This is a genomic window from Streptomyces sp. Y309 (assembly GCF_056712025.1).
The window spans coordinates 2,004,389-2,029,926 of the sequence record NZ_CM160048.1 but is presented as its reverse complement, the minus strand read 5'-3'; the positions used below and the strand labels follow the sequence as shown (position 1 = coordinate 2,029,926).

General features: G+C 69.8%; 22 protein-coding genes. 16 read left to right on the top strand and 6 right to left on the bottom strand.

Annotated features, from left to right (window positions below):
• Nucleotides 1-69: 69 nt before the first annotated feature.
• Together AC0KTA_RS07390 and AC0KTA_RS07385 are read right to left on the bottom strand one after the other, a co-directional pair.
• On the bottom strand, nt 70-936 hold the full coding sequence (locus AC0KTA_RS07390) for an ABC transporter permease (RefSeq protein WP_481054308.1): 867 nt from the start codon (nt 934-936) through the stop codon (nt 70-72).
• On the bottom strand, nt 933-1,946 hold the full coding sequence (locus AC0KTA_RS07385) for an ABC transporter ATP-binding protein (protein ID WP_481054307.1): 1,014 nt from the start codon (nt 1,944-1,946) through the stop codon (nt 933-935). Before AC0KTA_RS07385 ends, AC0KTA_RS07390 begins: the two co-directional genes overlap by 4 nt.
• Nucleotides 1,947-2,187: 241 nt before the next feature.
• Between AC0KTA_RS07385 and AC0KTA_RS07380 the strand changes: the two genes are divergently transcribed.
• The 3 genes from AC0KTA_RS07380 (at nt 2,188) to AC0KTA_RS07370 (ending at nt 6,494) form a co-directional block, all read left to right on the top strand.
• Nucleotides 2,188-3,132: a GbsR/MarR family transcriptional regulator gene (locus AC0KTA_RS07380; RefSeq protein WP_481054306.1), complete on the top strand. Its 945-nt coding sequence runs from the start codon at nt 2,188-2,190 to the stop codon at nt 3,130-3,132.
• 287 nt (nt 3,133-3,419) lie between these two features.
• Entirely contained in the window at nt 3,420-5,870 is a 2,451-nt protein-coding gene (locus AC0KTA_RS07375) for a phosphoketolase family protein (protein ID WP_481054305.1), read from the top strand.
• Nucleotides 5,871-6,017: 147 nt separating this feature from the next.
• Nucleotides 6,018-6,494 carry a VOC family protein gene (locus AC0KTA_RS07370; RefSeq protein ID WP_481054304.1) on the top strand — a complete coding sequence of 159 codons (477 nt, stop codon included), beginning with the start codon at nt 6,018-6,020 and terminating at the stop codon, nt 6,492-6,494.
• 488 nt (nt 6,495-6,982) lie between these two features.
• Here AC0KTA_RS07370 and AC0KTA_RS07365 read toward each other — a convergent pair whose 3' ends face one another.
• A complete protein-coding gene (locus AC0KTA_RS07365; protein ID WP_481054303.1) occupies nt 6,983-7,711 on the bottom strand; it encodes a YoaK family protein in 729 nt (242 codons plus the stop codon).
• Nucleotides 7,712-7,920: 209 nt separating this feature from the next.
• Here AC0KTA_RS07365 and AC0KTA_RS07360 point away from each other — a divergent pair, with 209 nt between their 5' ends.
• Entirely contained in the window at nt 7,921-9,111 is a 1,191-nt protein-coding gene (locus AC0KTA_RS07360) for an acyl-CoA dehydrogenase family protein (RefSeq protein ID WP_481054302.1), read from the top strand.
• A 293-nt stretch (nt 9,112-9,404) separates the two neighbouring features.
• A complete protein-coding gene (locus AC0KTA_RS07355; protein WP_481054301.1) occupies nt 9,405-9,914 on the top strand; it encodes a MarR family winged helix-turn-helix transcriptional regulator in 510 nt (169 codons plus the stop codon).
• A gap of 266 nt (nt 9,915-10,180) precedes the next feature.
• On the opposite strand, the gene AC0KTA_RS07350 is transcribed toward AC0KTA_RS07355, so the two are convergent.
• Together AC0KTA_RS07350 and AC0KTA_RS07345 are read right to left on the bottom strand one after the other, a co-directional pair.
• Nucleotides 10,181-10,402 carry a nuclear transport factor 2 family protein gene (locus tag AC0KTA_RS07350; RefSeq protein ID WP_481054300.1) on the bottom strand — a complete coding sequence of 74 codons (222 nt, stop codon included), beginning with the start codon at nt 10,400-10,402 and terminating at the stop codon, nt 10,181-10,183.
• 189 nt (nt 10,403-10,591) lie between these two features.
• Nucleotides 10,592-11,365, bottom strand: coding sequence for an MBL fold metallo-hydrolase (locus tag AC0KTA_RS07345; protein WP_481054299.1), 774 nt, complete (start codon nt 11,363-11,365; stop codon nt 10,592-10,594).
• A gap of 234 nt (nt 11,366-11,599) precedes the next feature.
• On the opposite strand from AC0KTA_RS07345, the gene AC0KTA_RS07340 reads away from it, so the two are divergent.
• Nucleotides 11,600-12,205, top strand: coding sequence for an SPL family radical SAM protein (locus tag AC0KTA_RS07340; RefSeq protein ID WP_481054298.1), 606 nt, complete (start codon nt 11,600-11,602; stop codon nt 12,203-12,205).
• On the opposite strand, the gene AC0KTA_RS07335 is transcribed toward AC0KTA_RS07340, so the two are convergent.
• Nucleotides 12,195-12,530, bottom strand: coding sequence for a winged helix-turn-helix transcriptional regulator (locus AC0KTA_RS07335; protein WP_481054297.1), 336 nt, complete (start codon nt 12,528-12,530; stop codon nt 12,195-12,197). The genes AC0KTA_RS07340 and AC0KTA_RS07335 overlap by 11 nt on opposite strands.
• Before the next feature lie 65 nt (nt 12,531-12,595).
• Between AC0KTA_RS07335 and AC0KTA_RS07330 the strand changes: the two genes are divergently transcribed.
• From AC0KTA_RS07330 to AC0KTA_RS07285, 10 genes are all read left to right on the top strand, one after another.
• The gene (locus AC0KTA_RS07330) at nt 12,596-13,441 is read left to right on the top strand and encodes an SDR family oxidoreductase (protein WP_481054296.1); all 846 of its coding nucleotides are present in this window, start codon (nt 12,596-12,598) and stop codon (nt 13,439-13,441) included.
• A gap of 385 nt (nt 13,442-13,826) precedes the next feature.
• Nucleotides 13,827-14,792, top strand: coding sequence for a PaaX family transcriptional regulator (locus AC0KTA_RS07325; protein ID WP_481054295.1), 966 nt, complete (start codon nt 13,827-13,829; stop codon nt 14,790-14,792).
• A 201-nt stretch (nt 14,793-14,993) separates the two neighbouring features.
• A complete protein-coding gene (locus tag AC0KTA_RS07320; protein ID WP_481054294.1) occupies nt 14,994-16,277 on the top strand; it encodes an ABC transporter substrate-binding protein in 1,284 nt (427 codons plus the stop codon).
• Nucleotides 16,278-17,294: a carbohydrate ABC transporter permease gene (locus AC0KTA_RS07315; protein ID WP_481054293.1), complete on the top strand. Its 1,017-nt coding sequence runs from the start codon at nt 16,278-16,280 to the stop codon at nt 17,292-17,294.
• Nucleotides 17,284-18,120: a carbohydrate ABC transporter permease gene (locus AC0KTA_RS07310; protein WP_481054292.1), complete on the top strand. Its 837-nt coding sequence runs from the start codon at nt 17,284-17,286 to the stop codon at nt 18,118-18,120. The genes AC0KTA_RS07315 and AC0KTA_RS07310 overlap by 11 nt, the downstream gene beginning before the upstream one ends.
• A 90-nt stretch (nt 18,121-18,210) precedes the next feature.
• On the top strand, nt 18,211-19,560 hold the full coding sequence (locus AC0KTA_RS07305) for a right-handed parallel beta-helix repeat-containing protein (RefSeq protein ID WP_481054291.1): 1,350 nt from the start codon (nt 18,211-18,213) through the stop codon (nt 19,558-19,560).
• A 190-nt stretch (nt 19,561-19,750) separates the two neighbouring features.
• A complete protein-coding gene (locus AC0KTA_RS07300; RefSeq protein WP_481054290.1) occupies nt 19,751-21,385 on the top strand; it encodes a family 43 glycosylhydrolase in 1,635 nt (544 codons plus the stop codon).
• A gap of 90 nt (nt 21,386-21,475) precedes the next feature.
• On the top strand, nt 21,476-23,407 hold the full coding sequence (locus AC0KTA_RS07295; protein WP_481054289.1) for a glycosyl hydrolase 53 family protein: 1,932 nt from the start codon (nt 21,476-21,478) through the stop codon (nt 23,405-23,407).
• A gap of 31 nt (nt 23,408-23,438) precedes the next feature.
• Nucleotides 23,439-24,323, top strand: a complete 885-nt coding sequence (locus AC0KTA_RS07290; protein WP_481054288.1) for an alpha/beta hydrolase family protein — start codon at nt 23,439-23,441, stop codon at nt 24,321-24,323.
• Between the two features lie 124 nt (nt 24,324-24,447).
• Entirely contained in the window at nt 24,448-25,440 is a 993-nt protein-coding gene (locus AC0KTA_RS07285; protein WP_481054287.1) for a GlxA family transcriptional regulator, read from the top strand.
• The last annotated feature ends 98 nt before the right edge of the window (nt 25,441-25,538 follow it).

Sequence of the window (25,538 nt, the reverse complement as noted above, 5' to 3'; positions counted from 1 at the left end):
GCGGAGCACTGGTTAGCGGTGATCCAAGGGACGTACAGGGCACGGACAGGGGACACCCAATTCGCTGTCCTACCCCACCCGCTGCAACGCCTTCTCCTTCCGCTCGGCCACCCCAGACCCCGATTCCCGACGAGCCATCCTGCGCAGGACCACCGGGGCGAGGGCCAGGCCGAGGGCGGCCCAGATGCCCAGGACGGCGGCGGTTTCCAGGTGGCGCCAGGAGTGGGCGATCTCCACCTGGACCGCGGCGTCGGGGAGGAGGGCGGAGCGCATGCCGAGGCCGAGCCAGTAGATGGGGGTGGCCTGGGCGACGATCTGGAGCCAGTCCGGGAGGGACGTGACGGGGTAGAAGATGCCGGAGATCGCGATCATGGCCATGACCGGCAACTGGATCAGGCCCTGCCCGCGGGCGCTCGGGAACAGCGAGCCCAGGATCGCGCCGACGGGCAGCGTCGCCAGCATGCCGAGGACCAGCACCCACGCCACCGTCAGCCAGGAGCCCGCGCTGCCCGCCGCCATGCCGTCGATCAGGAGCATGCCCGGGATCAGCAGGATCGCCAGGTCGGCGACGAGCCCGCCCGCGACCGTGACCACCTTGCCGGTCACATAACTCCGCATCCCGCCCGGTGTCGCCTTGGCCCGCAGCAGCGTGCCGTCCTCCCGCTCGGCCGTGAGGACCTGGCTCATCGTGACCATGCCCATCGCGGCGTTCATGCCCAGGATGCTCGGCAGCGCCAGCGTGCCGAGCAGCAGCCCGCTCGACCCGAACTCCCTGTCCCGCATGAAGTACAGCGCCGTCAGCATCAGCACCGGCCAGAGCAGATGCGACACCAGGTCCGCGCCGTTGGTGAACGTCTGCCGCAGCTCGATCACCCCGCGGCTCCAGCCCGCCCGCAGCGCCGTGTTCGTCGGATCCATCGGATTCGTCGGATTCATCGGGCCGTCACCGCCGCGTGTCCCTCGCCCGCACCAGCGTCTGCACCGGCGTCCGCGGCCGCACCGGCGTCCGCGGTGGGACCCGCACCGCCCGCCTCGCCGGATCCGCTCCCCTGTTGCTTGCGCACCAGCGCCATGTACGTGTCCTCCAGCGAGGCCCTGCGGACCTCCAGTTCACCGATCGCCTCGCCGTGCTCGCGGAACAACTCCCGTACGAACCCCGTCGATTCGGTCGTCTCGTGCCTGAAGCGCCGTCCGCCGCACGTCCAGCGCACCTCGTCCGCCGCTGCCGTGCGCCGGGCCAGTTCCTGTGCCGAGCCGTCCGCGACGATCCGGCCGCCGGACAGGATCATGATGCGGTCGGCGAGCTTGTCCGCCTCCGCGAGGTCGTGCGTCGTGAGCAGGATCGTGGTCCGGTGCTCGGCGGCGAGGCGGTGCACCAGGTCGTGGAACTCGTACCGGGCCCGCGGGTCCAGGCCCGCCGTCGGCTCGTCCAGGAAGAGGAGTTCGGGGCGGCCCACCAGTCCGATCGCCACGTCCAGGCGCCGCCGCTGCCCGCCGGACAGCGTCCTGATCTTGTCGCCCGCGTGCTCCGACAGGCCGACCGCGGCGAGGAGTTCATCGGTGTCCCACGGCCGCGGCACCGCGTCGGTGGCGTACGGAACGTAGTACCTGCCGAAGTGCGCGAGCAGCTCCCGCACCCGCCACTTGGCGTGGTCGCGCCAGGACTGCAGGACGACGCCCACGCGGGCCCGCCACGCCTCGTCGGCGTGCGCGGGGTCCGTGCCGAGGACGGAGACCCGGCCCGCGGAGCACATCCGGAAGCCCTCCAGGATCTCGATCGTGGTCGTCTTGCCCGCGCCGTTCGGCCCGAGCAGCGCCACCACTTCGCCGTGCCGGGCGCGGAACGTCACGTCCCGCAGGACGTCGGTCGTGCCGTACCGCATCCGTAGCCCTTCCACGTCGAGCACGACGCCGCCGTCGTCGTCATCGCTGGTATGCGTTGTCATCGGTCCCTTGCCCTCGCTTGTCCTCGCTGTTCATCGGACGCGAAAGCTACGTTGCGTTTATTGGGGAGGCAATTGGCTAAGAGGGAATTCAGGGGTGTTTGTGCGCGTGAATCGCGTACCTATTGCAATGGGATTGGCTGTGAACGCAATACCTCGTTCCTTGGCGTTGCAATGAGATGTTCGTGAACGCATACTGTCCGGGTCATCGACCGAAGGCCACGGCCGCAGAGGGGAGCGCACGATGCCCGGAGGCAGGCTCACCCACGAGGACCGGCTGCGCGTCGCCGCCGGGCTCGCCGACGGGCTCGGGTACGCGGAGATCGCCCGGCGGCTGGGCAGGCCGACGTCGACCGTCAGCAGGGAAGTGGCCCGCAACGGCGGCCCCCGCGGCTACCGGGCCGACCACGCCCACCACGCCACCGCCCGCCGCGCCCGCCGCGCCGCCTCGGCCCGGGGCGAGGACGCGCCCGCCGAAGACGCGGGGTACGGGCGCGACCCGGAGGCGGTGCGCGCCTTCGTGGACCAGTTCGCGGAGCTGATGGTGCACACGGGGCTGCCGCGCATGGCGGCCCGCGTGCTCGCGAGCCTCGTCACGACCGACCCCGGAGCGCTGACCGCCGCCGACCTCACGCGGCGGCTGCGGGTCAGCCCCGCCTCGGTCTCCAAGGCGGTCGGCTATCTGGAACGCCTGGACCTGCTGCGGCGCGCACGCGACGCCTCCGGGCGGCGTGAGCGCTACGTCATCGACGACGACGTATGGCTGCGCACCTGGCTGACCAGCGCCCGTACGCACGCGATGATGGCCGACACCGCGCAGGCGGGCGCCGAGGCCCTGGACCCGGGCACGCCCGCGGGCGCCCGCCTCGACCAGATGCGGCAGTTCTTCACGAGCCTCAGCGACGACATGGCCGGCGGCACCGCCGCCCTCGCCTTCGCCGACGCCCTGACCGTGCTCGCCGCGCTCGTCCATGCCGAAGTGCCGCTGACGGCAGGGGAGTTGGCGTCCGCTCTGGGGTGGACCGAGGACCGTGTCGCCATCGCGCTGTACGACGCCGAACAGCATCCGGACATCGCCGACCCGGTGGCCGTGTGCCGCGACGCGGCGGGGGCGTACGGCGTCGTCGCCAGGGCGGGGCGGCTCAGTGACGCTCAGCGCGCGGCGCTGGACCGGCCGAAGGCCTGCTGAGGTCTGGCTGGAGACCTGCTGGGCCTGCTGAGGCCTGCTGAGGGCCGGTCGGCCCGGCGGGGGCACGACGCACGGGCACGGCCACGCGACGTATCGGACGTACCAGGGCGACTCGCGGTGCCGGACAGCCCCGGGGTACGAAGGGAGTGAAGGGGTCACAGGGGCACGATTCGAGCACCCCGCGTCCCCGGCCTCCCTCGCGGCCGACGACGCGCCCCGCCTGAACCGCGCCGCACGTGGAACCCGGCACTCCACCGGACAGCCCACCGGACAGAAACGAGGTTCCCATGGCCCAGGAACGCCCCGCCGCCCCGGCAGCCCAGGACCGTGGCGCCTCCCTGGACGCCCACCGGCTCACCGCCGTCGACGCGCACTGGCGCGCCGCCAACTACCTCGCCGCGGGCCAGATCTATCTGCTCGCCAACCCGCTCCTGACCGAGCCCCTGCGGCCCGAGCACATCAAGCCCCGCCTCCTCGGCCACTGGGGCACCTCGCCCGGCCTCAACCTGGTCCACACGCACCTCAACCGCCTCGTCAAGGAGCGGGACCTGGCGGCCCTGTGCGTCTGGGGCCCGGGCCACGGCGGTCCCGCCGTCCTCGCCAATTCCTGGATCGAGGGCAGCTACACGGAGACGTACCCGGACGTCACCCGGGACGCGGAAGGCATGGGGCGCCTGTTCCGGCAGTTCTCGTTCCCGGGCGGCGTACCGAGCCATGTCGCGCCCGAGACGCCGGGCTCGATCCACGAGGGCGGCGAACTCGGCTACTCCCTCGCGCACGCCTACGGCGCCGCCTTCGACAACCCGGACCTGCTCGTGGCCTGCGTCGTCGGCGACGGCGAGGCGGAGACCGGGCCGCTGGCCGCCTCCTGGCACTCGGGGAAGTTCCTCGACCCCGTGCACGACGGCGCGGTCCTGCCGATCCTGCACCTCAACGGCTACAAGATCGCCAACCCGACCCTGCTGTCCCGCATCCCCGAGGTCGAACTGGACGCCCTGCTGCGCGGGTACGGCCACGAGCCGCTGCACGTGTCCGGCGACGACCCGCACACGGTCCACCGCGACCTCGCCGAGGCCCTGGACCTGGCCGTCGACCGCATCACCGAGGTGCAGCAGGAGGCGCGGTCCTCCGGCACAGGCTCCTCCAGCACAGGTTCCTCCGGCACAGGCTCCGCCGGTACGCGTGGCCGCCGTCCGGCCTGGCCGGTGATCGTGCTGCGCACGCCCAAGGGCTGGACCGGCCCCAAGAGCGTGGACGGCGATCCCGTCGAGGGCACCTGGCGCTCGCACCAGGTGCCGCTCGCGGGCGTGCGCGACAACCCCGAGCACCTGCGCCAGCTGGAGGACTGGCTGCGCTCCTACCGCCCCGAGGAACTGTTCGACGCCCACGGCCGCCCCACCCCGGAGGTGCTGTCCTGCGTGCCCGAGGGGGACCGGCGCCTGGGCGCGACACCGCACGCCAACGGCGGCCTGCTCACCCGCACCCTGCCGCTGCGCCCCCTGGAGGACTTCGCGGTCGCCGTCGACAAGCCCGGCACCGCCCTGCACGAGCCGACCCGCGTGCTCGGCACGATGCTCGCCAAGGTCATGGCCGACACCGCCGAGCGGCGCGACTTCCGGGTCATGGGCGCCGACGAGACGGAGTCGAACCGGCTCGGCGCCCTGTACTCCGCGACCGGCAAGGCCTGGCAGGCCGAGACCCTGCCCACCGACGAACACCTCGCCGCCGACGGCCGCGTCATGGAGGTGCTCTCCGAACACCTCTGCCAGGGCTGGCTGGAGGGCTACGTCCTCACCGGCCGGCACGGCCTGTTCTCCTCGTACGAAGCGTTCGTGCACATCGTCGACTCCATGGTCAACCAGCACATCAAGTGGCTGAAGACGGCCCGCGGGCTGACCTGGCGCGCGCCCGTCCCCTCGCTCAACTACCTGCTGACGTCGCACGTCTGGCGCCAGGACCACAACGGCTTCTCGCACCAGGACCCCGGCTTCGTCGACCACGTCCTCAACAAGAGCCCCGAGGTCGTACGCGTCTATCTGCCGCCGGACGCCAACACCCTGTTGTCCGTCGCCGAACACGCCCTGCTCAGCCGGGACTACGTGAACGTGATCGTCGCGGGCAAGCAGCCCTGCTTCGACTGGCTGACCCTGGAGGAGGCCCGCGCCCACTGCGCGCGCGGCGCGGGCGTGTGGGACTGGGCCGGCACCGACGCCGGGCCGCGCGAACCGGACGTGGTACTCGCCTGCGCGGGCGATGTGCCGACCCAGGAAGTCCTCGCCGCCGCGGCCCTGTTGCGCGAGCATCTGCCGGAGCTGGCCACGCGGGTCGTCAACGTCGTCGACCTCGCCCGGCTGCTGCCGCGCGAGGAACACCCGCACGGCATGGCCGACTTCGAGTACGACGCGCTGTTCACCCGCGACAAGCCGGTCATCTTCGCCTACCACGGCTACCCGTGGCTGATCCACCGCCTCGCCTACCGCCGCACCGGCCACGCGCAGCTCCATGTGCGCGGCTACAAGGAGGCGGGCACGACGACCACGCCCTTCGACATGGTCGTACGCAACGACCTCGACCGCTACCGCCTGGTCATGGACGTCATCGACCGCGTCCCCGACCTGTCCGTCCGCGCCACGGCCCTGCGCCAGCTCATGGCCGACCACCGCACCCGTCACCACGCCTGGATCCGCGAGCACGGCACCGACCTGCCCGAGGTCGCGGACTGGTCGTGGCCCTACTGACCCGGATCCGGCCGCTCCCGCCGGCCCACCGACCTCGACGGCGATGAGTTCCGCGCCGCAGGACGGTCAGTACAGACAGCGGACGACGCGGCGACCGCTGCCGCCACCCGGAACAACCGCCGCCGCCACTCAGAACAGGAGAGCGCCATGCCCAGGATCACCCCCAACCTCTGGTTCGACACCCAGGCCAAGGAGGCCGCGGAGTTCTACGTCTCCGTGTTCCCCGACTCGAAGGTCACGAAGGTGACGTACTACAGCGAGGCCGTGCCGGACCGCGCCGGCAGCGTGCTGACCGTGGAGTTCGAGCTGGACGGCCAGCCGTACCTCGGGATCAACGGCGGCCCCGAGTTCACCTTCGACGAGGCCGTCTCCTTCTCCATCGACTGCGCCGACCAGGCGGAGGTCGACCACTACTGGAGCAGGCTCACCGCCGACGGCGGCCAGGAGAGCCAGTGCGGCTGGCTGAAGGACAAGTTCGGCCTGTCCTGGCAGGTCATCCCCGCCGAGCTGCCCCGACTGCTCGACGACCCGGACCCGGGGCGGGCGCGGCGGGCCACGGAGGCGATGTTCAAGATGCAGAAGATCGACGTGGCGGCGGTGCGGGCGGCGGCGGACAACGCCTAGGTCCCGGCGGGCCACGCCCAGGTCCCGGCGGGCCACGCCCAGGGCCCACCCGCCCTGCCTAGGCCGTGCCGGTCCCCAGCAGCAGGTCGAGCCCGTGCTCGAAGCGGCCGTCGAAGGACGCGTCGGCGAAGTACGGGGCCAGGCGGCGGAGTGACGGGTAGTCACCCGCCGCAAGGGCTCCAGGCCGTCCACGTGGCCTCGCGCCCGCCCTCCGGGACCTTCAGGAGCGCCGACGTGAGCGTCTCGGCGCAGCGAGCGTGGCGGTGTCGGCGGCGTACGTACCCGCCACGATGCGCGCGCCGTCCCGGTGCGCGAGCAGGGCCCGACGGTAGCGGCGCATCAGCTCGCGCGCCCGCGCCCGGTGTGCAGGGAGAGGTTCATCGTGCCGCTGCCGCCGCCGGCCTGACCGTCGCCCGCCCTCTGGGGACCGTGACCAAAGCGAGGCAATGTCCAATCCGAGAGCGCGTCCGAAAGTGCTTCCCGCCGGACTACGAACCGGGCGCCCCGGCAATCCCCTCCGGCCTCTCGCGGTACACGCAGGCCGCAACCGCCACCGCCGCGGTGCTCACGAGCAGCGGCCAGCCGATCCCGTGGCCGAGAACCAGCCACGCGCCGGGCAGCGCTCCCGCGATCAACGCGACGGTGGCGAGGGTGCGGCGCGCCGCGTGCACGTCCCCGCCGCCCGCGAGCCGCGACTCGGTGGCGAGCCCGGTCAGCGTGCGCGTGACCACCGTCGTCGTCAGCGCCGGCACGTTCAGCTTCAGTACGGTGCCGTTGCGCAGCCCTATCGCCAGTGCGAGCAGTCCGATCAGGACGTACGTCGCGTCGGCGGCACCCGCGAACGCCAGCACCGTCGTCGTACCGAGGAGCACCGCCTCGCCGCACAGCGCGGCCCGCACCCACGGCGCCCGGCGCCGCCCGCGGAACCGCCGGGCCAGCCGCCCCGCCAGGACCGCGCCGACGAGGAACCCGCCGAGCGACACCAGCGACCCGGTGACGGAGAAGCCCGGCGCCCCCGCGGCGGCGAAGCCGATGACGACGACGTTGCCGGTCATGTTCGCCGCGAAGACCCGGCCGAGCCCGAGGAAGGTGACGGCGTCCACGAAACCGCTGACCACGGTGAGCGTGAACAGGACCAGGGCGAGAGGGTGCCGGTTGCCGACGCGGGCGCCGGGAGTCTCGGTGCCCGCCCCCGCGCCGGGCTGATGGTTCGTCATGCCTCAGCCTCTCAAGGGGCGGGGGCGCAGGGCGGGCAAGCAGGTGCTGATGGGGGTGCCGCGTCGCAGGTTCCACCCAGGAGAGGCCCCCGTGGGCCCCTTATCCCTACCGTCATCGCCCTTCCGCCTTACTGAAACACGTTCTACCGTGTGCGCCGTCAAGCCGCAGCGCCACGACAGGGGCGGGCGCAGGGACGACAGGAGGGGCCGTGCACCTCGAATACACGCCCGAGCAGCAGCGGCTGCGCGCCGAACTGCGTACGTACTTCGCCGAGCTGGTGCCGGGCCACGCGTACACCCGCTACGCCGAGCCCGCCGCCCAGAAGCGGTTCTACCGCGAGACGATCCGCCGCCTGGGAGCCGACGGCTGGCTCGGCGTCGGCTGGCCCGAGGAGTACGGCGGCCGCGGGCTCACGCCCATGGAGCAGTTCATCTTCTTCGACGAGGCCGCCCAGGCGGGCGTGCCGCTGCCGCTGATGGCGCTCAACACCGTCGGCCCGACGCTCATGCGGTACGGCACCGACGAGCAGAAGGCGTACTTCCTGCCCCGCATCCTGTCCGGCGAGATCGACTTCGCGATCGGCTACAGCGAGCCCGACGCGGGCACCGACCTCGCGGCGCTCAAGACCCGGGCGGTGCGCGAGGGCGACGAGACGACCGGCCACTACACGGTCGACGGGCAGAAGATCTGGACGACCAACGGCGACACCGCGGACTGGGTGTGGCTGGCTGTGCGCACCGACCCGGACGCCCCGCCGCACAAGGGCATCACCATGCTCCTCGTGCCGACGTCGGACCCCGGCTACTCCTGCACCGTCATCAACACCCTGGCCTCGCACGACACCACGGCCAGCTACTACGAGAACATCCGCGTGCCCGTCTCGCGCCGCGTCGGCGAGGAGAACAAGGGCTGGCGGCTGATCACCAACCAGCTCAACCACGAACGCGTCACCCTCGCCGCCCACGGCACCATGGCGATCCGCGCCCTGCACGACGTCCAGCGCTGGGCCGCCGACACCAAACTCGCAGACGGCCGCCGCGTCGTCGACCTGCCCTGGGTGCGCCGCCGCCTCGCGCAGACGCACGCGAAGCTCGACGCGATGAAACTCCTCAACTGGCAGATGGTGAACGCCGTCCAGGACGGCACCCTCACCCCGCAGGACGCCTCCGCCGTCAAGGTCTACGGCTCCGAGGCCCGCCGCGAGGCCTACGCCTGGCTCATGGAAGTCGTCGGCTCCGCGGGCGCGTTGAAGGAGGGCTCGACGGGCGCGGTCCTCCACGGCGAACTGGAACGCGGCTACCGCTCGGCGGTCATCTTCACCTTCGGCGGCGGCAACAACGAGATCCAGCGCGAGATCATCTCGTGGATCGGGCTGGGGATGCCGAGGGTGCGGCGCTGACCGCTGTGCGACCAGGCTCTTTAGTTGGCACATAAGCAGGCTAGTCGGCACCGTACCGCCGCAGGCACCGGCGTCTCCGGTCCGGCTGCCCGGCGGGCGATCCAGCCTAGCCGTCCACGACAACCCGCACGCCTTTCTGCTGCGCGTCTACAACCGTGACAAGGCCCTTTGCCGGCGCACCCGCCACCACGGACACCCCCGTATGAGCCCGGCTCCCGACGAACGCGACCGCGTCCGGGCCGCCATGGCTACAATGAATCATCCATGGAAGATAATTCTTCGGAAGATGAGTGATGGCTGATCTGAAGCTGCTGTACCGGGAGCTGGTCTCGCTGGAGATCGAGCTGTGGAATGGCATCGACGCGCGGCTGCGGGCGGAGTACGACCTGCCGCTGACGTCGTTCGAGGTGCTGCATCTGCTGTTGCGTCGGCCCGGGCCGCGGATCCAGGACATCGCCGAGGAGTTCTCGATCACGGTGGGCGGCACGAGCAAGGTGGTCGACCGCCTGGAGGCCGCGGGCCTGTGTGAGCGTCGTGCGAATCCGAACGACCGGCGTTCCTCGATCGTCGAGCTGACGGCCGAGGGGCGGAAGCTGATGGACGGGGCGGTGCGGGTGTTCGAGGACGAGTTGGAGCTGCGGATCGGGTCGGTGATTCCCGAGCGGTCCGTGCGGGAGGTGACCGCGGTCCTCAGTACGCTGCGGGCAGCCGGACGTGCTCTGGACGCGGAGCGGAAGGCCGCGGGTCAGACGCCGGTGTCGGCGATGCGGGCGCCGAAGCAGCCCGGTCGGTCGGCCTCGTGAGCCAGGGCACCTTGGGCACGGCTTCGGGCGGCTGGTGCGGGGCGGGTGAACATCGTCACCCGCCCCGCACCAGCCGCCCGTTGTCGTTCAGTCGGCGGTGCCGTCGAAGGCGATGACGTTGTCGATGCGGGCGCGGACGAGGAGGTTGCCGGGGCCGCCGTTGCGGGCGGCGTACTCCTGGCTGCGGTCTTCGCCCATGTAGCGGGCGCCGAGGAGGCACCGTCGTACGCCCCGAAGCCGGGGTGGTCTCGGGGCGCACACGGCTTTCAGCGGCCCCAGAAGGCGTCTTCGGCGCTCTGGTCGCCGGAGAAGAGCCACATCTCGGTGATCTTGCCTTTCTGGATGCGCAGGAGGTCCACGCCGTCCATGGCCATGGACGTGTCGCCGCGACGGCCGGTGAAGTGGATGTGGGCGGCGACCAGGTCGCCGTTGCCCATGAGGGAGTGGATCTTGTCGATGGCGAAGGTGCCCTGGCTGGCCTCCATCATGCCGCCGAGCATCTGGAAGGCGGCGCCCTGGCCCTTGTGGTCGCCGGAGAACTGGTTGGTGCCAGACGATCTGCTCGTCGAGGAGGCTGCCGAGGGCGGCCATGTCTCCGGTCTGCACGGCCTGGAAGTAGGCGCGGGCCAGGTCGAGGTTGGCAGTGGTCATTGTGGTCTCCGCGGGGTCGGTCGGGGTCATCGGGCGAAGTCGAGGCGGTCGGCCAGGCCGGCCTCGGTGAAGGCGGCCTCGATCTCGCCGCGGCCTTCCTGGAAGTGGGCCCAGCTGTCGTAGTGCGCGGGGACGACGCGGCGGGCGCCGAGCGTCTTGGCGGCCTCGGCGCCCAGGGCGCTGTCGAGGGTGAGCAGGGCGCCGTCGAAGGCGAAGGGCATGCGGGCGCCGCCGAGGAAGAGGATCGCGGTGTCCACCGGGGCGAACTTCTCGGCGATCTCCTTGACGTGCTCCAGGGCGGCGTTGTCGCCGCTGACGTAGACCGAGGGCAGATCGTCGGAGGTGAGCATGAAGCCGATGACGTCACCGGAGATCGGCTCACAGCCCACGGGGCCGTGCCGGGCGGGCACGCCGGTGACGGTCACGGTGCCGCCGTCGGGCCGCTGGAGCTCGGCGGTCTGCCAGAAGGCGAGGCCGCGGGCGTTGCCGCCCAGGCGGTCGGCGCCGCTGACCGTGGTGAAGACGACCGGCACCTGGGCCAGGAGGGCACGGCCGGCGTTGTCGAGGTTGTCGTCGTGCTCGTCGTGGGAGAGCAGGACGGCGTCGATGCGGCCGAGGTCGGCGGCGGTGACCGGCGAGGGGTCGGTCTTGACGAGCTTGTGGTCGCCCGGGAGGGGCATGGGGTACTCGCCGGGCGGGTCGAAGGTCGGGTCGGTGACGAACCTGAGTCCGCCGTATTCGAAGAGTGTGGTGGGGCCGCCGTAGACGCGGACGGGGATCTTTTCGCTGGCGCCGGACATCGGGGAACCTCTCGGTCGGGGGAAACGGTGGTACGTGGCCCTGCGGCGCGCTCCGGCCGATGGCGGGCTCAGGACTCGCTCGGCCTCCAGCAAACCATTTACATTCCATGGAAGCAACTTCCACCGATTATTGTTCCATGTGTATGGGTTCGGCGGCTGTCGGCCGACCCTTGGACAGCACAGGACCCCGGCACGTCGGACACGGACGACCGGGTCGCAGGAAGGAAGTACGTCATGGAGCCGGTCGAGATCGAGGCGAAGACCCTGATCCAGAAGTCGAAGACCCCGTCGAACGACTACGTCATCAACCCCTACACCGGCTGCGTGCTGGGCTGCGCCTACTGCTTCGCCAGCTTCGCCGGGCGCCAGTTCGGCCGGTCGGTCAAGGAGTGGGGCGACTACCTGTACGTGAAGAAGAACGCGGTCGAGCTCGCCCGCAAGGAGCTGGCGAAGATGCCGGAGCCCAAGCGCCGGGGCACGATGCTGCTCAGCTCGGTCACCGACCCCTACCAGGGCCATGAGACGAAGTACCGCCTCACCCGCGGCATCCTGCGCGAACTGAAAGCGGTCGAGTACCCGGGCCTGGTCCGCATCCTGACCAAGTCACCAGGGTCCTCGCCGACGAACCCGAAGACGTCCGCGAGGCATACCTCCAGGCGCGGACCAAGGATCACCGCGAACAGCTCGACTCGATCGTGGCGGAGCTGCTGGACAAGCACGGGCTGCGGCTGCGCTTCGAGGAGGTGGTCCACCACGACGACAACGACGCCCTGCGGCAGAGGCTCGCATCCTCGCCGTGACCGAGTACGGCCCCCGGGCCAGGTGTACGTCAGGCGGTGACGCCGGACTCGGGATCCGGCACCGCCATGGCCCAGGCCCCCATGACCTCCAGGACATCGCGCAGCCCCTCACCGAGAGGGGTCAGTGCGTACTCGACGCGCGGCGGGACCTCCGCGTAGGTCGTGCGGGTGACGATGCCGTGCTTCTCGAACTGGCGCAGCCGACTGGTCAGGGTGTGCGGGCTGATGCCGGGCAGGGCCTCGCGCAGCTGGTTGAAGCGGTGGGGGCCGTGCAGCAGTTCGCGCACGATCAGGGTGGCCCACGGCCCGTTGAGCAGCGCGAGGAACCGGGCGACACCACACTCGGGCAGACAAGGATCAGTCACAATTTTTGACCGTACCCCATTAGTGCAGTTGATGTAACTGGTGCACCTCATGCACTAATGACGCCATGACCTACGTGATTCATGGCGCCACCGGCGCCCAGGGTGCCCCCGTCGTCGCCGCTCTCGCCGCCGCGGGCAAGTCCGTGACCGCTCTGACCCGCAACCCCGACGCCGTCGTGCACGGCGCGCAGCGCGTCGTGGCCGCCGGCTACTCTTCCGCCGCCGACCTGACCGACGCCTACCGAGGTGCCGAGGGTGTGTTCGTCCACCTGCCGGTGGTCTCCGAAGAGGACCGCCAGACCTACGCGCACAACATCCTCGCCGCCGTCCGCGAAGCCCGCCCGGCCCGCGTGGTGTTCTCCACCAGTGGAGCTCCGATCGACCCCGCGGCGGGCGGCGCTGCCGCGACGCTGGCCGACGGCCTGGCGGACGCCGGGGTGTCCCACGCGGTGATCACGCCCACGTTCTACCTGGAGAACCTGCTCATGCCCTTCGTCCTCGACGCGGTCCGCGAACGCGGCGTGCTGCCCTACCCGATCCGCGCCGACTTCCCCGCTTCCTGGGCCTCCCACCTGGACATCGCCGACGCCGTCCTCGCCCTGTTCGACCGTCCGGACGTCACCGGCGTGGTCTCCGTCGGCCAGTACCCGGCAATCACCGGACCGGGCCTGGCCGAGGCGTTCGGCGCCCACTTCGACAAGGATGTGCTCTTCGAGCAGATCACTCCCGAGCGGTTCCGCAGCTCCGTCGCACCTCTGATCGGCGAGGGCCCCGCCGCCGACGTCGCTGGAGCCTACGCGGCCATGAGCACGCTTCCGGGCCGCCCGATCACACCCGAGAACTCCGCCCAGAAGCTGCTCGGCATCACTCCCCGTACCACCGGTCAGTGGCTGACCGACATCGGCCTCTGACCACAACTACTGTCGGCTCCGGCCGAGTTCGTCAGGGCTTGGCAAGCCGCCGTGCATGGCGGGCGGCCTGCCAAGCCTTCAAGTACTGCCGACCGCCCGCGCCATCACGCACCTCCCGCCCGCCCGAGGCCAGCCCTCAGGGCGCCAAGGGATCGCTGCATGAGGCCCGCAGTACGAGACGTCTCCCTCGTGAGAACACGGGCGCGACCAGCAGGTCGGGGCCGAGCAGGTCGGACGCGGTGTCCTGAGCCGGGATCGGAAACATGCTTCACTCGGCGTCCGACCGGGCATCGAACTGTCATTCATCGATGACCAGTCAGGCGATGTCCGGGTGTGCGTTCCCTGGCGCGAGACGGCCGTCGGATGCGACGCGTGGGAGCGGACCTTGGCGAACCTTTCCCATCTCGAGGAGATCTTCTCCGGCGACGGCACTCGGCCGATGCGGTTGCCGCGCTGGCAGGCCGGCGGTTCACCGGCGGGCCTGGCGGTCACCTTGATCGCTGACTACACGTTTCCGGCGCGGGCCTGGGTGCCGGCGGCGGCGATCGTGGCATTGCTGGGGGAGTTCGACGTGGCGGCCGGCGCCGCCCGTACGACGATCAGCAGGCTGGCCCGTCGAGGGGTGCTGGAGAGCAGTCGGCGCGGCCGGTACAGCTCCTATCGGCTGACGCGGGAGGCCGCTGTCGATCTGTGGAGCGGCGGTGCCTCGATCGCCACGTTCACCACGCAACCCGACTCGTGGGACGGGAGGTGGACACTGGTCGCCTTCTCCGTGCCGGAACAGGAGAGCACGCGACGGCGCGCGCTGCGCACCGCGCTGCGGTGGCGGGGATACGCGCCGCTGTACGACGCGGTCTGGGCATCGCCGCACCCGCTCACCCCCAAGGGGCGTGCCGAACTGGCCGACTTGGCGCCAGGTTCGGTGAGCGTGTTCCGCGCACGACAGGTGGACCTCGAGACGGAAGCCAACCGCAACCCGATCGAGGCATGGGACCTGCCCGGCATCGCCGACCAGTACGAGATCTTCGTCCGGCGGTGGAGCAGCCTGCTGCACCGCATCGGCGCCGGTGGCATCACCGGCGCCGATGCGGTGCGCGCCCGTACGGAGGTGATGAACACCTACCGCCACTTCCCGGTGCTCGACCCCCTGCTGCCCGTCGATCTGCTGCCGGCCGACTGGCCCCGGTCCCGGGCGCGGGAAGTGTGCGTCGCGGTGTACGACGGCCTGGCCCAACCGGCCCAGGAACACGTCCGGTTGGTGGCGGCCCGGTCCGCGGACGGTCCGCACCTCGACATCAGTGCCCATACGATCGCCGGCATGAGCGCTGGGATCGGTCACAGTCACGGCTGATGGCCGACGGCCTGATCTGAGTTCAAAGTGATTAGGTCGCAGCGATTGACAGATGAGAGCCCGATCGCGACTCTTTCTGTCATTCGAAGCGATGTGGGAACGTTCACAGTCGTGTGCCGCGCAACGAGCAGATCGCAGGCACCGCCTCCCGCCGCCTCGGGCCCTCGTACCTCCGCATCAGTGGTGACAGGAGGCATCTCCATGGCAGTGTCACGAAGGCGGCTGCTGGCGTTGGGCGCCGGAGCGGCCGCTGGAGGGTTCGGGCCGGTCGGCTGCGGGTCGCAGCGCTCGCTCGGCGACTCGGACGAGATCACGCTGTGGGCCTGGGACCGGTCGGTGAGCGACGAGCTGGTCGCCCGGGCCGAGACGAAGGGCATTCCCGGGGCCGAGGGCTTCAGACTCAGCCGCACCAACATCGGCGGCCACTTCAACACCAAGGTGCGTACCGCGCTCGCCGGCAAGTCCCTGGTGCCGGACATCATCGGCATCAACTCCGACGTGGCCACCTACTTCCCCAACCAGGACGTGTTCGTCGACCTGAACGACTTCGGCGCGGCCGCGCTGAAGAGCCGGTACCTGGACTGGAAGTGGAACGAGTGCATCACGCCCGAGGGCCGGATGATCGCGTTCCCCATGGACACCGGCCCCACCGGGCTGTTCTACCGCGCCGACCTGCTTCAGGAAGCCGGGATCACCACCGACCCGAAGGAACTCGCCGCCCGGGCCCCGGACTGGGACGGCTTCATCGCCCTGGGCAAGGAACTGCGGAAGTCCCAGCAGCGCGCGGTGATCTGCCCCAACATCCACCACGTCTGGGACATCCGGCTGAGCCAGCTGGCCAGCAGGTACATGACCGAGGACGGCCGCTACATCGGCGACCGGGACGAGCTGCGCGAGGCATTCGAACTGGCCTACCGGATCGGCAGGGACGGCCTGTCGGCCGGCGCCCCGGAGGGCTCCACCGACTTGTACGGCGTGGTCACCAGCGGCCGCCAGCCGGTCGGCATCGGCGCGGTGTGGTGGGGCTTCGCCTTCCCGGAGTCGGCCGCGCCGAAGACCAAGGGCAAGTGGCGGGTGACCGACCCGCCCGGCGGCGCCGGCAACCGGGGCGGCTCCTTCCTGGCGATCACCAAGTACTCCAAGAACGCCGAGGCGGCCTACAAGTTCATCACCTGGCTGCAGTCTCCGGAGAACCAGGTCAAGGCGTTCACGGAGATGTCGCTGTTCCCGTCCTCCCCGCGCTCCTTCACGAGGCCTCAGATGCGTGAGCCTCGGCCCTTCTACGGCGGGCAGCGCACCATCGAGGTGTTCGGCCCGTCGGCGCGGGGGGTCAAGACCGTCTACAAGAGCCCGTACGACCGGGTGATGGACCCCGTCTTCGCCGCCGAGCTCGCCGACGTGGAGTCCGGCAAGAACGTCGACACGGCATGGAGGGACGCCCAGGACACCATCGAGCGCGAACTCACCCGCGAGGGGGCGATGTGAATGGGCCTCGCCAATGCGCTCCGCGGGAAGCCCGTCAACCGGCGAGTGAGCGCCGCCAAGCCGCCGCCGGACGGGTCCAGGCCGCTGCCCGGCTGGCGCCGCTACTGGCCGATGTACACGGCGGTCTCCCCGTTCTTCATCCTCTTCGCCGTCTTCGGCATCTTCCCGGTCGGCTTCTCCGTCTACCTGTCGTTCATGTCGTGGGACGGCATCGGAGAGATGCGGTCGATCGGCTGGGAGAACTACGCGTACCTGGTGACCGACTCCGACTTCTGGCAGTCGATCGGCAACACCCTGATCATCTGGCTCCTGTCCACCGTCCCGATGATTTTTCTGGCGCTGGTCATCGCCTACGCGCTGCACACCGCCGTGCGGTTCAAGGCGTTCTACCGGGTGGCCTACTTCGTCCCGAACATCACCTCGATCGTGGCGATGACCCTGGTGCTCGGCTCGGTCTTCAGCGACAGCTCCGGGCTGCTCAACAGCGCGCTGCGGGCCATCAACGCCGGCGAGGTCGGCTGGCTGTCCGACCCGTGGGCGATGAAGGTCTCCGTGGCGGCGATCACCACCTGGCGGTGGGTCGGCTACAACGCCATCATCTGCCTGGCCGGCCTGCAGGCCATCTCCAGCGACGTGTTCGAGGCGGCCAAGGTCGACGGCGCCACCAACCGTCAGACCTTCTTCCGGATCACCATCCCGATGCTCCGTCCGGTGATCCTGTTCGTCGCCGTCACCTCCACCATCGGCGGGCTGCAACTGTTCACCGAGCCGCAGGTGCTGTTCCCGGTGGACGACAACGGGAACGTCGGCGGGCCCGGCGGCGAGGCCACCACCATCGTGCTCTACCTGTACCAGCAGGCGTTCGTCTTCAACCGGTTCGGCTACGGCGCGGCCGTCGGCTGGGCGCTGTTCCTCCTGATCGCGGTGTTCTCCGTCATCAACTGGCGGCTGATCGGCGGCCGCGACGAGGACGCGATCGGCACCCGTAAGCGGAAGGGGAAGTCCCGTGCGCGCTGAGACGGCCGCCAGGTCGCGGACGATCGTGGGCCACGCCGTGCTCCTCCTCGGCGTGCTGATCACGATCTTCCCGTTCTACTGGATGTTCGTGATGGCCTCGAACACCACCGGGGACATCTTCGCCTACCCGCCCAAGCTGATCCCCGGCCCCCACCTGTGGGAGAACATGAACAAGGTGTTCGACGGGATCGACTTCTGGGGGTCGATGGGCATCACCGTCGTGGCCGCCACAGCCGTGACGTTCCTGGTGCTGCTCTTCGACTCGCTGGCCGCCTTCGCCTTCGCCAAGTACGACTTCCCCGGGCGGAGGGTGCTGTTCTGGATCGTGCTGGCCACCTTCATGATCCCGATGCAGCTGGCGCTGGTGCCGCAGTTCGTCACCCTGGCCTGGCTCGGCTGGGTCGGCTCGCTCAAGGCGCTGATCATTCCCGGTGCGGCCAACGCGTTCGGGATCTTCTGGATGCGCCAGTACGCGCAGGGGGCGATCGCCGACGAGCTGATCCAGGCGTCGAGGGTCGACGGGGCCGGGTTCTTCCGCCAGTGGTGGACGGTGGGGCTGCCGGTGCTCCGCCCGGGGCTGGCGTTCCTGGGGATCTTCACCTTCTTCCACATCTGGAACGACTACCTGTGGCCGCTGATCGTGATGACCGACCCGGGCAAGGTGACGCTGCAGGTGGCCGTGCAGCAGCTGAACGGCGTCTACACCACCGACCAGTCGATGGTCATCGCCGGAGCGCTCATGTCGGTGATCCCGCTGATCGGGGTCTTCCTGATCGGCTCGCGCCACTTCATCGCCAACCTGGCTGCCGGCGCCATGAAGTTCTGAAGAAGCACGCGCATGGCCGGCGGGCCTTCCTCGCTGCCGGCATGACCCGGCCACCTCGGCCGCACATCACCTACCCCGGGAGATGACGCTGTGAGAACCGCGAAGTTCGCCACCCCTGCCCTCCTGCTCTCGGTGGTCACGGCGATGTCCGTCGCGATGGCCCCTGGCTCGGCGTCCGCGAGCGATGCGGCGGCCGGAAACACCTATTACGTCGCCCCGAACGGGAATGACGGGGCGGCAGGTACGCAGGCCGCTCCGTGGGCATCGATCGCCCGTGCGCAGGCCGTCGCCAAGGCGGGCGACACGGTCTATTTCCGGGGCGGCACCTACGCCTACACCCGCGCGAACAGCGCCTGTTCCAGCCAGACCGCCCGAGTCGACGCGATCACGCTGAACAAGAGCGGCAGCTCGGGCAACCCGATCCGGTACTGGGCCCATCCGGGCGAGAAACCGGTCTTCGACTTCTCGCGAATGACGGACAACTGCCGCATCAAGGGCTTCAACGTCACCGGCAGCTGGATCCACCTCAAAGGACTGGAAGTCACCGGCGTACCGCAGAACAACAACCAGAACGCCGAGTCCTGGGGAATCTGGGTATCCGGCAGCAACGACATCTTCGAACAGATCAACACCCACCATCACATGGGCACCGGCCTGTTCATCAGCGGCGGGGGCGCCAACCTCGTTCTCAACTCGGACGCGCATGACAACTACGACCTGCGCAGCAATGACGGGCCCGGCGAGAACGCCGACGGGTTCGGTTCGCATTACACGCCGGCCGGCCGCCCCGCGAACGTGTTCCGGGGATGCCGCGCGTGGTGGAACGCCGATGACGGTTTCGACCTCATCTCCACCTACTCGCCCGTGATCATCGAGAACTCGTGGGCCTGGCGCAACGGGTACGTGCCGGGGACCACGACGCCCTCCGGCAACGGAGCCGGCTTCAAGGCGGGCGGCTACGGGGGCGACTACGAGGCCAACGCGCCGAAGCACACCGTCCGCCTCTCGGTGGCGTTCCTCAACAAGGCCGCCGGCTTCTACGCCAACCACCACCCGGTGGCCAACGACTTCTTCAACAACACCGGTTACGGAAACAACCCCAACTTCAACATGCGGGGAGTCGACTCGAGCGGCGCCGCCGTCGGCCGGGGCCACCTGCGCAACAACATCGCCTACACCGGAACGCCGACGTCGTACATGAACGGCACGAACGCCGCGTACAACTCCTGGAACCTCGGCATCCCCCTGTCGGACTCCCAGTTCCAGAGTGTGTCGACGTCCGGCTGGGACGCGCCCCGCCAGACCGACGGGAGCCTGCCCGTGCTGCCCCACCTCCGTCTCGCGGCGAACAGTGCCCTGATCGACAAGGGCACCGACGTGGGACTGCCCTTCAGCGGAACTGCGCCGGATCCCGGCGCCTTTGAGCACGATGGAAGGTGACATCTTGAAGCAAAGATCGCGTGTCATGTCGAAGTACTGGAAGGTGGCCGCCGCCGCATTGTTGTCCGTGGCGTTAGCGGCACCGGTCTCGGCGAGCACCGCTGCGGCGGAGCCACCTGCAACGCGGACACCGGCGACGGAGACACCGACAAGGGAGCTCCCAGACCAGCGTGCCGCTGCCGGACCGGTGGTGGATCGCGGCCTGAAGTACCTGGTGTCCGAGTACGAGACCCGCGCTCCGTCGAAGTACACGGCCGGCTCCTGGAAACCCTTCGCCAAGGCGTTGCGTTCCGCGGACGCGGTAGCCGACGACACATCGGCCACCAAGTCGGAGGTCGCCGAGGCGAAGACGGCCCTGATGAACGCCGCCGCCGACCTGAAGGCTGCCGACGAGGGCACGTTCCAGACCATCACGAACAACACCTTCTGGAACGACACCAGCGGCAACCCCATCTATTCGCAGGGCGGCGGGGTCTTCAAGTTCGGTGACACCTACTACTGGTACGGCGTTCACTACCTCGGCGCCGAGTCCTACCGGGCCAATCCGACGAGGAAGTACGACGGCGAGGTCAGCTTCAGGTCGATCCCCGTGTACTCGTCCAAGGACCTGGTGAACTGGAAGTTCGAGAACCGGGTCGCGACGCGGTCGACCCCGATCCAAAACGGCGCCACCCTCGGTCAGGCAGGGTGGGTCGGGCGGCTCGGGGTCTCGTACAACGAGAACACCGGCAAATACGTACTCGCCGTCCAGGCCTACGTCGGAGGCGGGCACGGGGTCCTGCTCCTGCAGGGCGACTCACCCACCGACACCTTCGACTACGGCTACTTCCAGACCCAGATCACCAACTCGCCCACGACCGGCACCGGAGATCAGACCGTCTTCACCGACGACGACGGCAAGGACTACCTGATCTTCTCCAACCGCGAAGGACGCTCTCGCGGCTTCGTGGCCAAGTTCCGGGAGTCCGACTCGCTGCGGATCGAGCCAGGCGCGCAGATCCGCAGCGGCGCCGGTCGCGAGGGCAACGCCATGTTCAAGCTCGACGGCAAGTACTACCACGCGGCGTCGGACCTGCACGGCTGGAACACCTCGGTCAACTACGTCAATGAGTCGACCAGCAGCAACGTCCAGGGTTCCTACAGCAGCGAGTACGTCCTTGCCGGCACCGAGATGGACTACAGCCACGTGACCCAGACCGGGTTCTTCGTGACGGTCAAGGGCACCAAGCAGAACACGGTGATCTACGCCGGCGACCGCTGGGCCGACTTCGCCTGGAACGGCATCGGATACAACCAGTGGGTGCCGATCACCAAGGCCGGCGCGAGGCCGCAGTTCCACTCGGTGAGCCAGTGGCAGTTCAACGTCACGACCGGAGAGTGGCGCGTCGGGCCGGCGAACAACTACATCCTCAACCCGGACATCCAGGCCGACCGCATCATCGTCTCCAGTGTGCGGGGATGGCGGAACCTCGGTGGTTCGGTGACCAACGTCAACGGTGGTGTGAACGGATCTCGCTTCGCCCTCCAGGTGAGCAACAGCGGCGGCGTCGAGCAGCGGATCGCGTCGGTACCCGCAGGCACCTACACCCTGTCCCTGCACGCTCGGGGCAGCGCCGGTCAGGTCGTGATCACCGGCGCCAACGGCAGCCAACGCACCCTCGGCATCCCGTCGTCGAGCGGCTGGGCCAAGCGCGAGCTCACCGGCATCGCGCTGCCCAGCGGGGCCGCCACCGTCACCGTGCGGGCGTCGGGTTCGGGCGGCGCCATCGTCGACCAGCTCTCACTCGTCAAGACCTCTGCCGACACACCACCGCCGTCGGGGTGACATCCCACGCTCTGCCGGTCTCTTCGACCGGCAGAGCGTGCAGGGTCACGTCCTTGGGACCACGACACCGTCACATCGTCAGGAGAAGGAATGGGCAGCAAGCGTCCGGCCCGCGTCATCGCGAGCATGACGACGTTGGCCACCATGGTGTCCGCGACTCTACTCATGGTGCCCACGCCGGCCCATGCGACCTTCGGAACCGCGGACATCAAGCCGATCGAAAGCAATATCGCCGCCAAGCCCTGGGCCTCGGCGACGGCCGGCGACGGCTCGTCGAACGCCGGACTGGCCATCGACGGCGACCCGACGACGTCCTGGCACCCCGGTCGTGCCGGCGCCCGGCAGCGGCTCACCGTCGACCTCGGTGGAACCTACGACAACCTGCGCAAGGTCAAGGTGATGTTCCCGGACCGTGGCGTGGCCCACCGGTACGTCGTCGAGGCTTCGTCCGACGGCCGCCGGTGGAAGACCATCGCCGACAGGTCCCACAACCGAGCCGCGTCGCGAGGGGAAGTGCACCTGTTCACCCGGCCGGGAACGCGCTTCGTCCGGCTGATGTTCACCGGTGGGCCGGGCCGTGCCCGGGCTGGTGTCAGCGAGCTCCAGGTCTTCAACTACCTGCGCGACGACCTCGTCCTCGGCGCCGATCTGTCCTGGATGGACGACGTCCAGGACCAGCAGTACTGGGTCGACCCCCTGGCCGAAGACCGCGGCGCCGGGCCACACCTGCTCGACGTGGCCAAGGATCGTGGCATGCAGCACACGCGGCTGCGGATATTCAACGAGCCGCGCAGCGAGAGCACCGGTCAACCGACGCCGATACCGCGCCAGGGTCCGGAGCGCTCCCTGGTCTCAGCGCAGTGGATCAAGCAGCGGGGCATGGGCCTGGGGATCGACTTCCACTACGCGGACTCATGGGCGGACCCGAGCAAGCAACCAAAGCCACGCGCCTGGGCCGAGCTGGAGTTCGCGGACCTGTCCCAGGCCGTGTACGACTTCACCGCCGACTATCTGGACCGGTTGATCCAGCAGGGCACCACGCCGGAGAAGGTGGCCGTCGGCAACGAGATCATCAACGGTTTCATGTACGGCAGCGAGGCGGCCCTCATCGGCACGACGAGTCCGCCGTATTTCGTCGACCAGGCCGATGTCTACCAGTCCAAGCCCGGCGGTGGCCTGCTGTGGAAGTACTGGAAGTCGACCGACCCGGCGGAACAGAAGCTCTACGACCAGTCGTGGGACCGGTTCACCACCCTGGCCGCGGCCGGGATCAAAGCCGTCCGCGACGCGTCACCGACATCCAAGGTCGAGATACACGTGATCGTCGACAAGGACAAGCTCGCCAAAACCATGGAGTTCTGGCACCAGTTCCTCACCCGGGTGAAGGCGAAGGGTCAGAACCCTGACGTGCTGGCCGTCTCGTACTACCCGGAGTGGCATGGCACGCCCGAGGCGCTGGATCTCAATCTGAACACCATGGCCACCAGCTATCCAGGCTACGAAATCGACATCGCCGAAACCGCCTACCCCGCCTCGGGCGGCGACGGCTCGCCGCTGCCCAACTCGCCCTACCCGCGCACAATTCAGGGGCAGGCGGACGCCATCCGGAGAGTATTCCAGGCCGCCAACGACGTGGTCGACAACCGCGGTTCAGGGGCGCTGGTGTGGGAGCCGGCCGGCTACCAGCCGATGTTCCGGGCCGTGCCCGGACCGGCGAACACGTGGGAGCCGCACGCGTCCATCAACGTCTTCAACGCCAGCCGCGCCAAGCACATCCTCCAGGACACCGTCTACACCGCCACCGTGGTGGGCGCCGCCCCGAAGCTGCCCTCCTCCATCCGCATGCTCACCACCGCCAACGACACGATCACCGGTGTCCCCGTCCGCTGGAAGCCGTTGCCACCCGGCGCGACCGACGAGCCGGGTGAGGTGACGGTCACCGGGATGACCGGCACAGGGCCGGTCACGGCGGTCATCGACGTCGTTCCCAGACGCGGCGAACACGCTTCCACCACCTCATAACCTCCTTCGCCAAGCGACCCAGGAGTCAGCCATGACCATGCACCGAAGGACCTTCCTCAGCATGAGCGCGGCCGGAGCGACGGGCGTGGGCCTGTCCCTGCTCGGCTCAGGACGGGCACCGGCCGCCGCAGGGCCACTCGACCCGGCGCCGACCACGCCGTTCGCGGTCGGCGTACGCAGGTACAACTGGACCCGCGGCAGCCGCCCGTGCACCACCTACGTCTACTACCCCGCCACCGGCACCCCCGGCGGCAGTCCGGTGACGGACGCCCCGGTCGCAGCCGGGGTCTTCCCCGTCTACAACATGACCCACGGCTACGGAAGCAGCCCGCAGAACTCCCTGTTCATCATCCGGGCCCTGGCCGCGGCGGGCTTCATCGTCCCCGCCCCGCACTTCAACCACAACTTCACCGACATCAACAACGGCAACACCTCCAAGGACGTCTCGCAGATCCTCACCAACACCCTCGCCCTCAACACGAGCGGACCGCTGGCCGGACACATCAACACCGGCATCGGCGTCGGCGTCTCGGGCCACTCCCTGGGAGGTATGGTCACCCACGGTCTGCTGACCTCCTGGCCCGACAGCCGGATCATCTCCGCAAACCCCCAGTCCTGCGTGGACATGGGCAACCCGTCCAGCTCGGTCTCCGCCAAGGTCCTGTTCGTGCACGGCGACCGGGACTCCACCACGCAGTACTCCTCGGCCCGGCAGGCGTACACGGAGATGACCTGGCCCAAGGCGTTCCTCACCTTCGTCGGCGGCAGCCACACCAGCTTCTGGAGCGACAACCGCTTCCCGAACACCGTCGTCGACTGGGCCCGCTGGACGATGTACGGCGACACCGCCGCACGGGACCGCCTCCCGGCCGACGCGGCCGGGCCCAACACCAGGTGGGAAGCCCGGCTGGGGTGACCCACCCGGCGGCCCGGCCGCCTCCACCCTGGTGGCCCGGCACAGCGGCGCGCCTGACCGCAGTGTCCGGATGTGACAGCAAGCCGTCATTGCGGCCACGCGCGGCACCGCCGAGGATGGGGACATGCCCCTTCCGCACCGGGTCGTCATCGCGGTCTTCCCCGATGTCGATCTCCTCGACGTCACCGGCCCCGCCGAGGTGTTCTCGCTGGCCAACCGGCAGGCCGCGGGCCGCGCCGGGTACCAGGTGCGCCTCGCGGGGCCTGCCGCCGGTGAGGTGCGGACGTCGGCGGGGGTGCGGCTGCTCGCCGATCTGGCCTTCGACGAGGTCGGCGGGGACGTGGACACGCTGCTTGTGCCCGGCGCGGTCGACCTGACCGACGACGGCCCGCGGGCCCGCATCGACCCCGACATCGTGGCCTGGGTGCGGCGGACCGCCCCGCACGCCCGGCGGGTGGCGTCGGTGTGCGTGGGCGCGCACGTGCTGGCGGCGGCCGGGCTCCTGGACGGGATGACGGCGACCACGCACTGGTCGACCGCCGCCCAGCTCGCCGCCGAGCACCCGGCGGTCACGGTCGACCCGGACCCCATCTTCGTCCGCACCGACCGCGGCCGCGTGTGGACCGGCGCCGGGATCAGCGCCTGCCTGGACCTCGCGCTCGCCCTGGTGGCCGAGGACCTGGGCGAGGAGGTCGCGCTCGCGGTGGCCCGGGACCTGGTGATGTACCTCAAACGGCAGGGCGGACAGAGCCAGTTCTCCGTGCCGCTCAGCCGGCCCGCGTCCGCCCGGCGCGACATCGACGAGCTGCGGCTGTGGATCGCCGACCACCTCGACGCGGACCTGTCCGCGGAGGTGCTCGCGGCCCGGATGTGCCTCAGCGAGCGGCACTTCGCCCGCGTCTTCAAGCAGGAGACCGGCGCAAGTCCCGCCGCCTACGTCGAAGCCGCCCGGGTCGAGGTGGCCCGGCGCCTCCTTGAGACCACCGACGTCCCGCTCGACCAGGTCGCGGCCACGGCCGGGCTCGGCTCCGCGGAGACCCTGCACCGGGCGTTCAAGCGGCAGCTCGCGACCACACCCGCCGCGTACCGCCGCCGCTTCCGCACCCAGGCCGCCTGACCACCCTTTTCACGCTCAGACCTTCCCGTACGCACGCATGCACGCAGGCGCGGCGAACAGCTTCGCCATGCCTCAGTCCCCTGAATTCCCCTGAATTC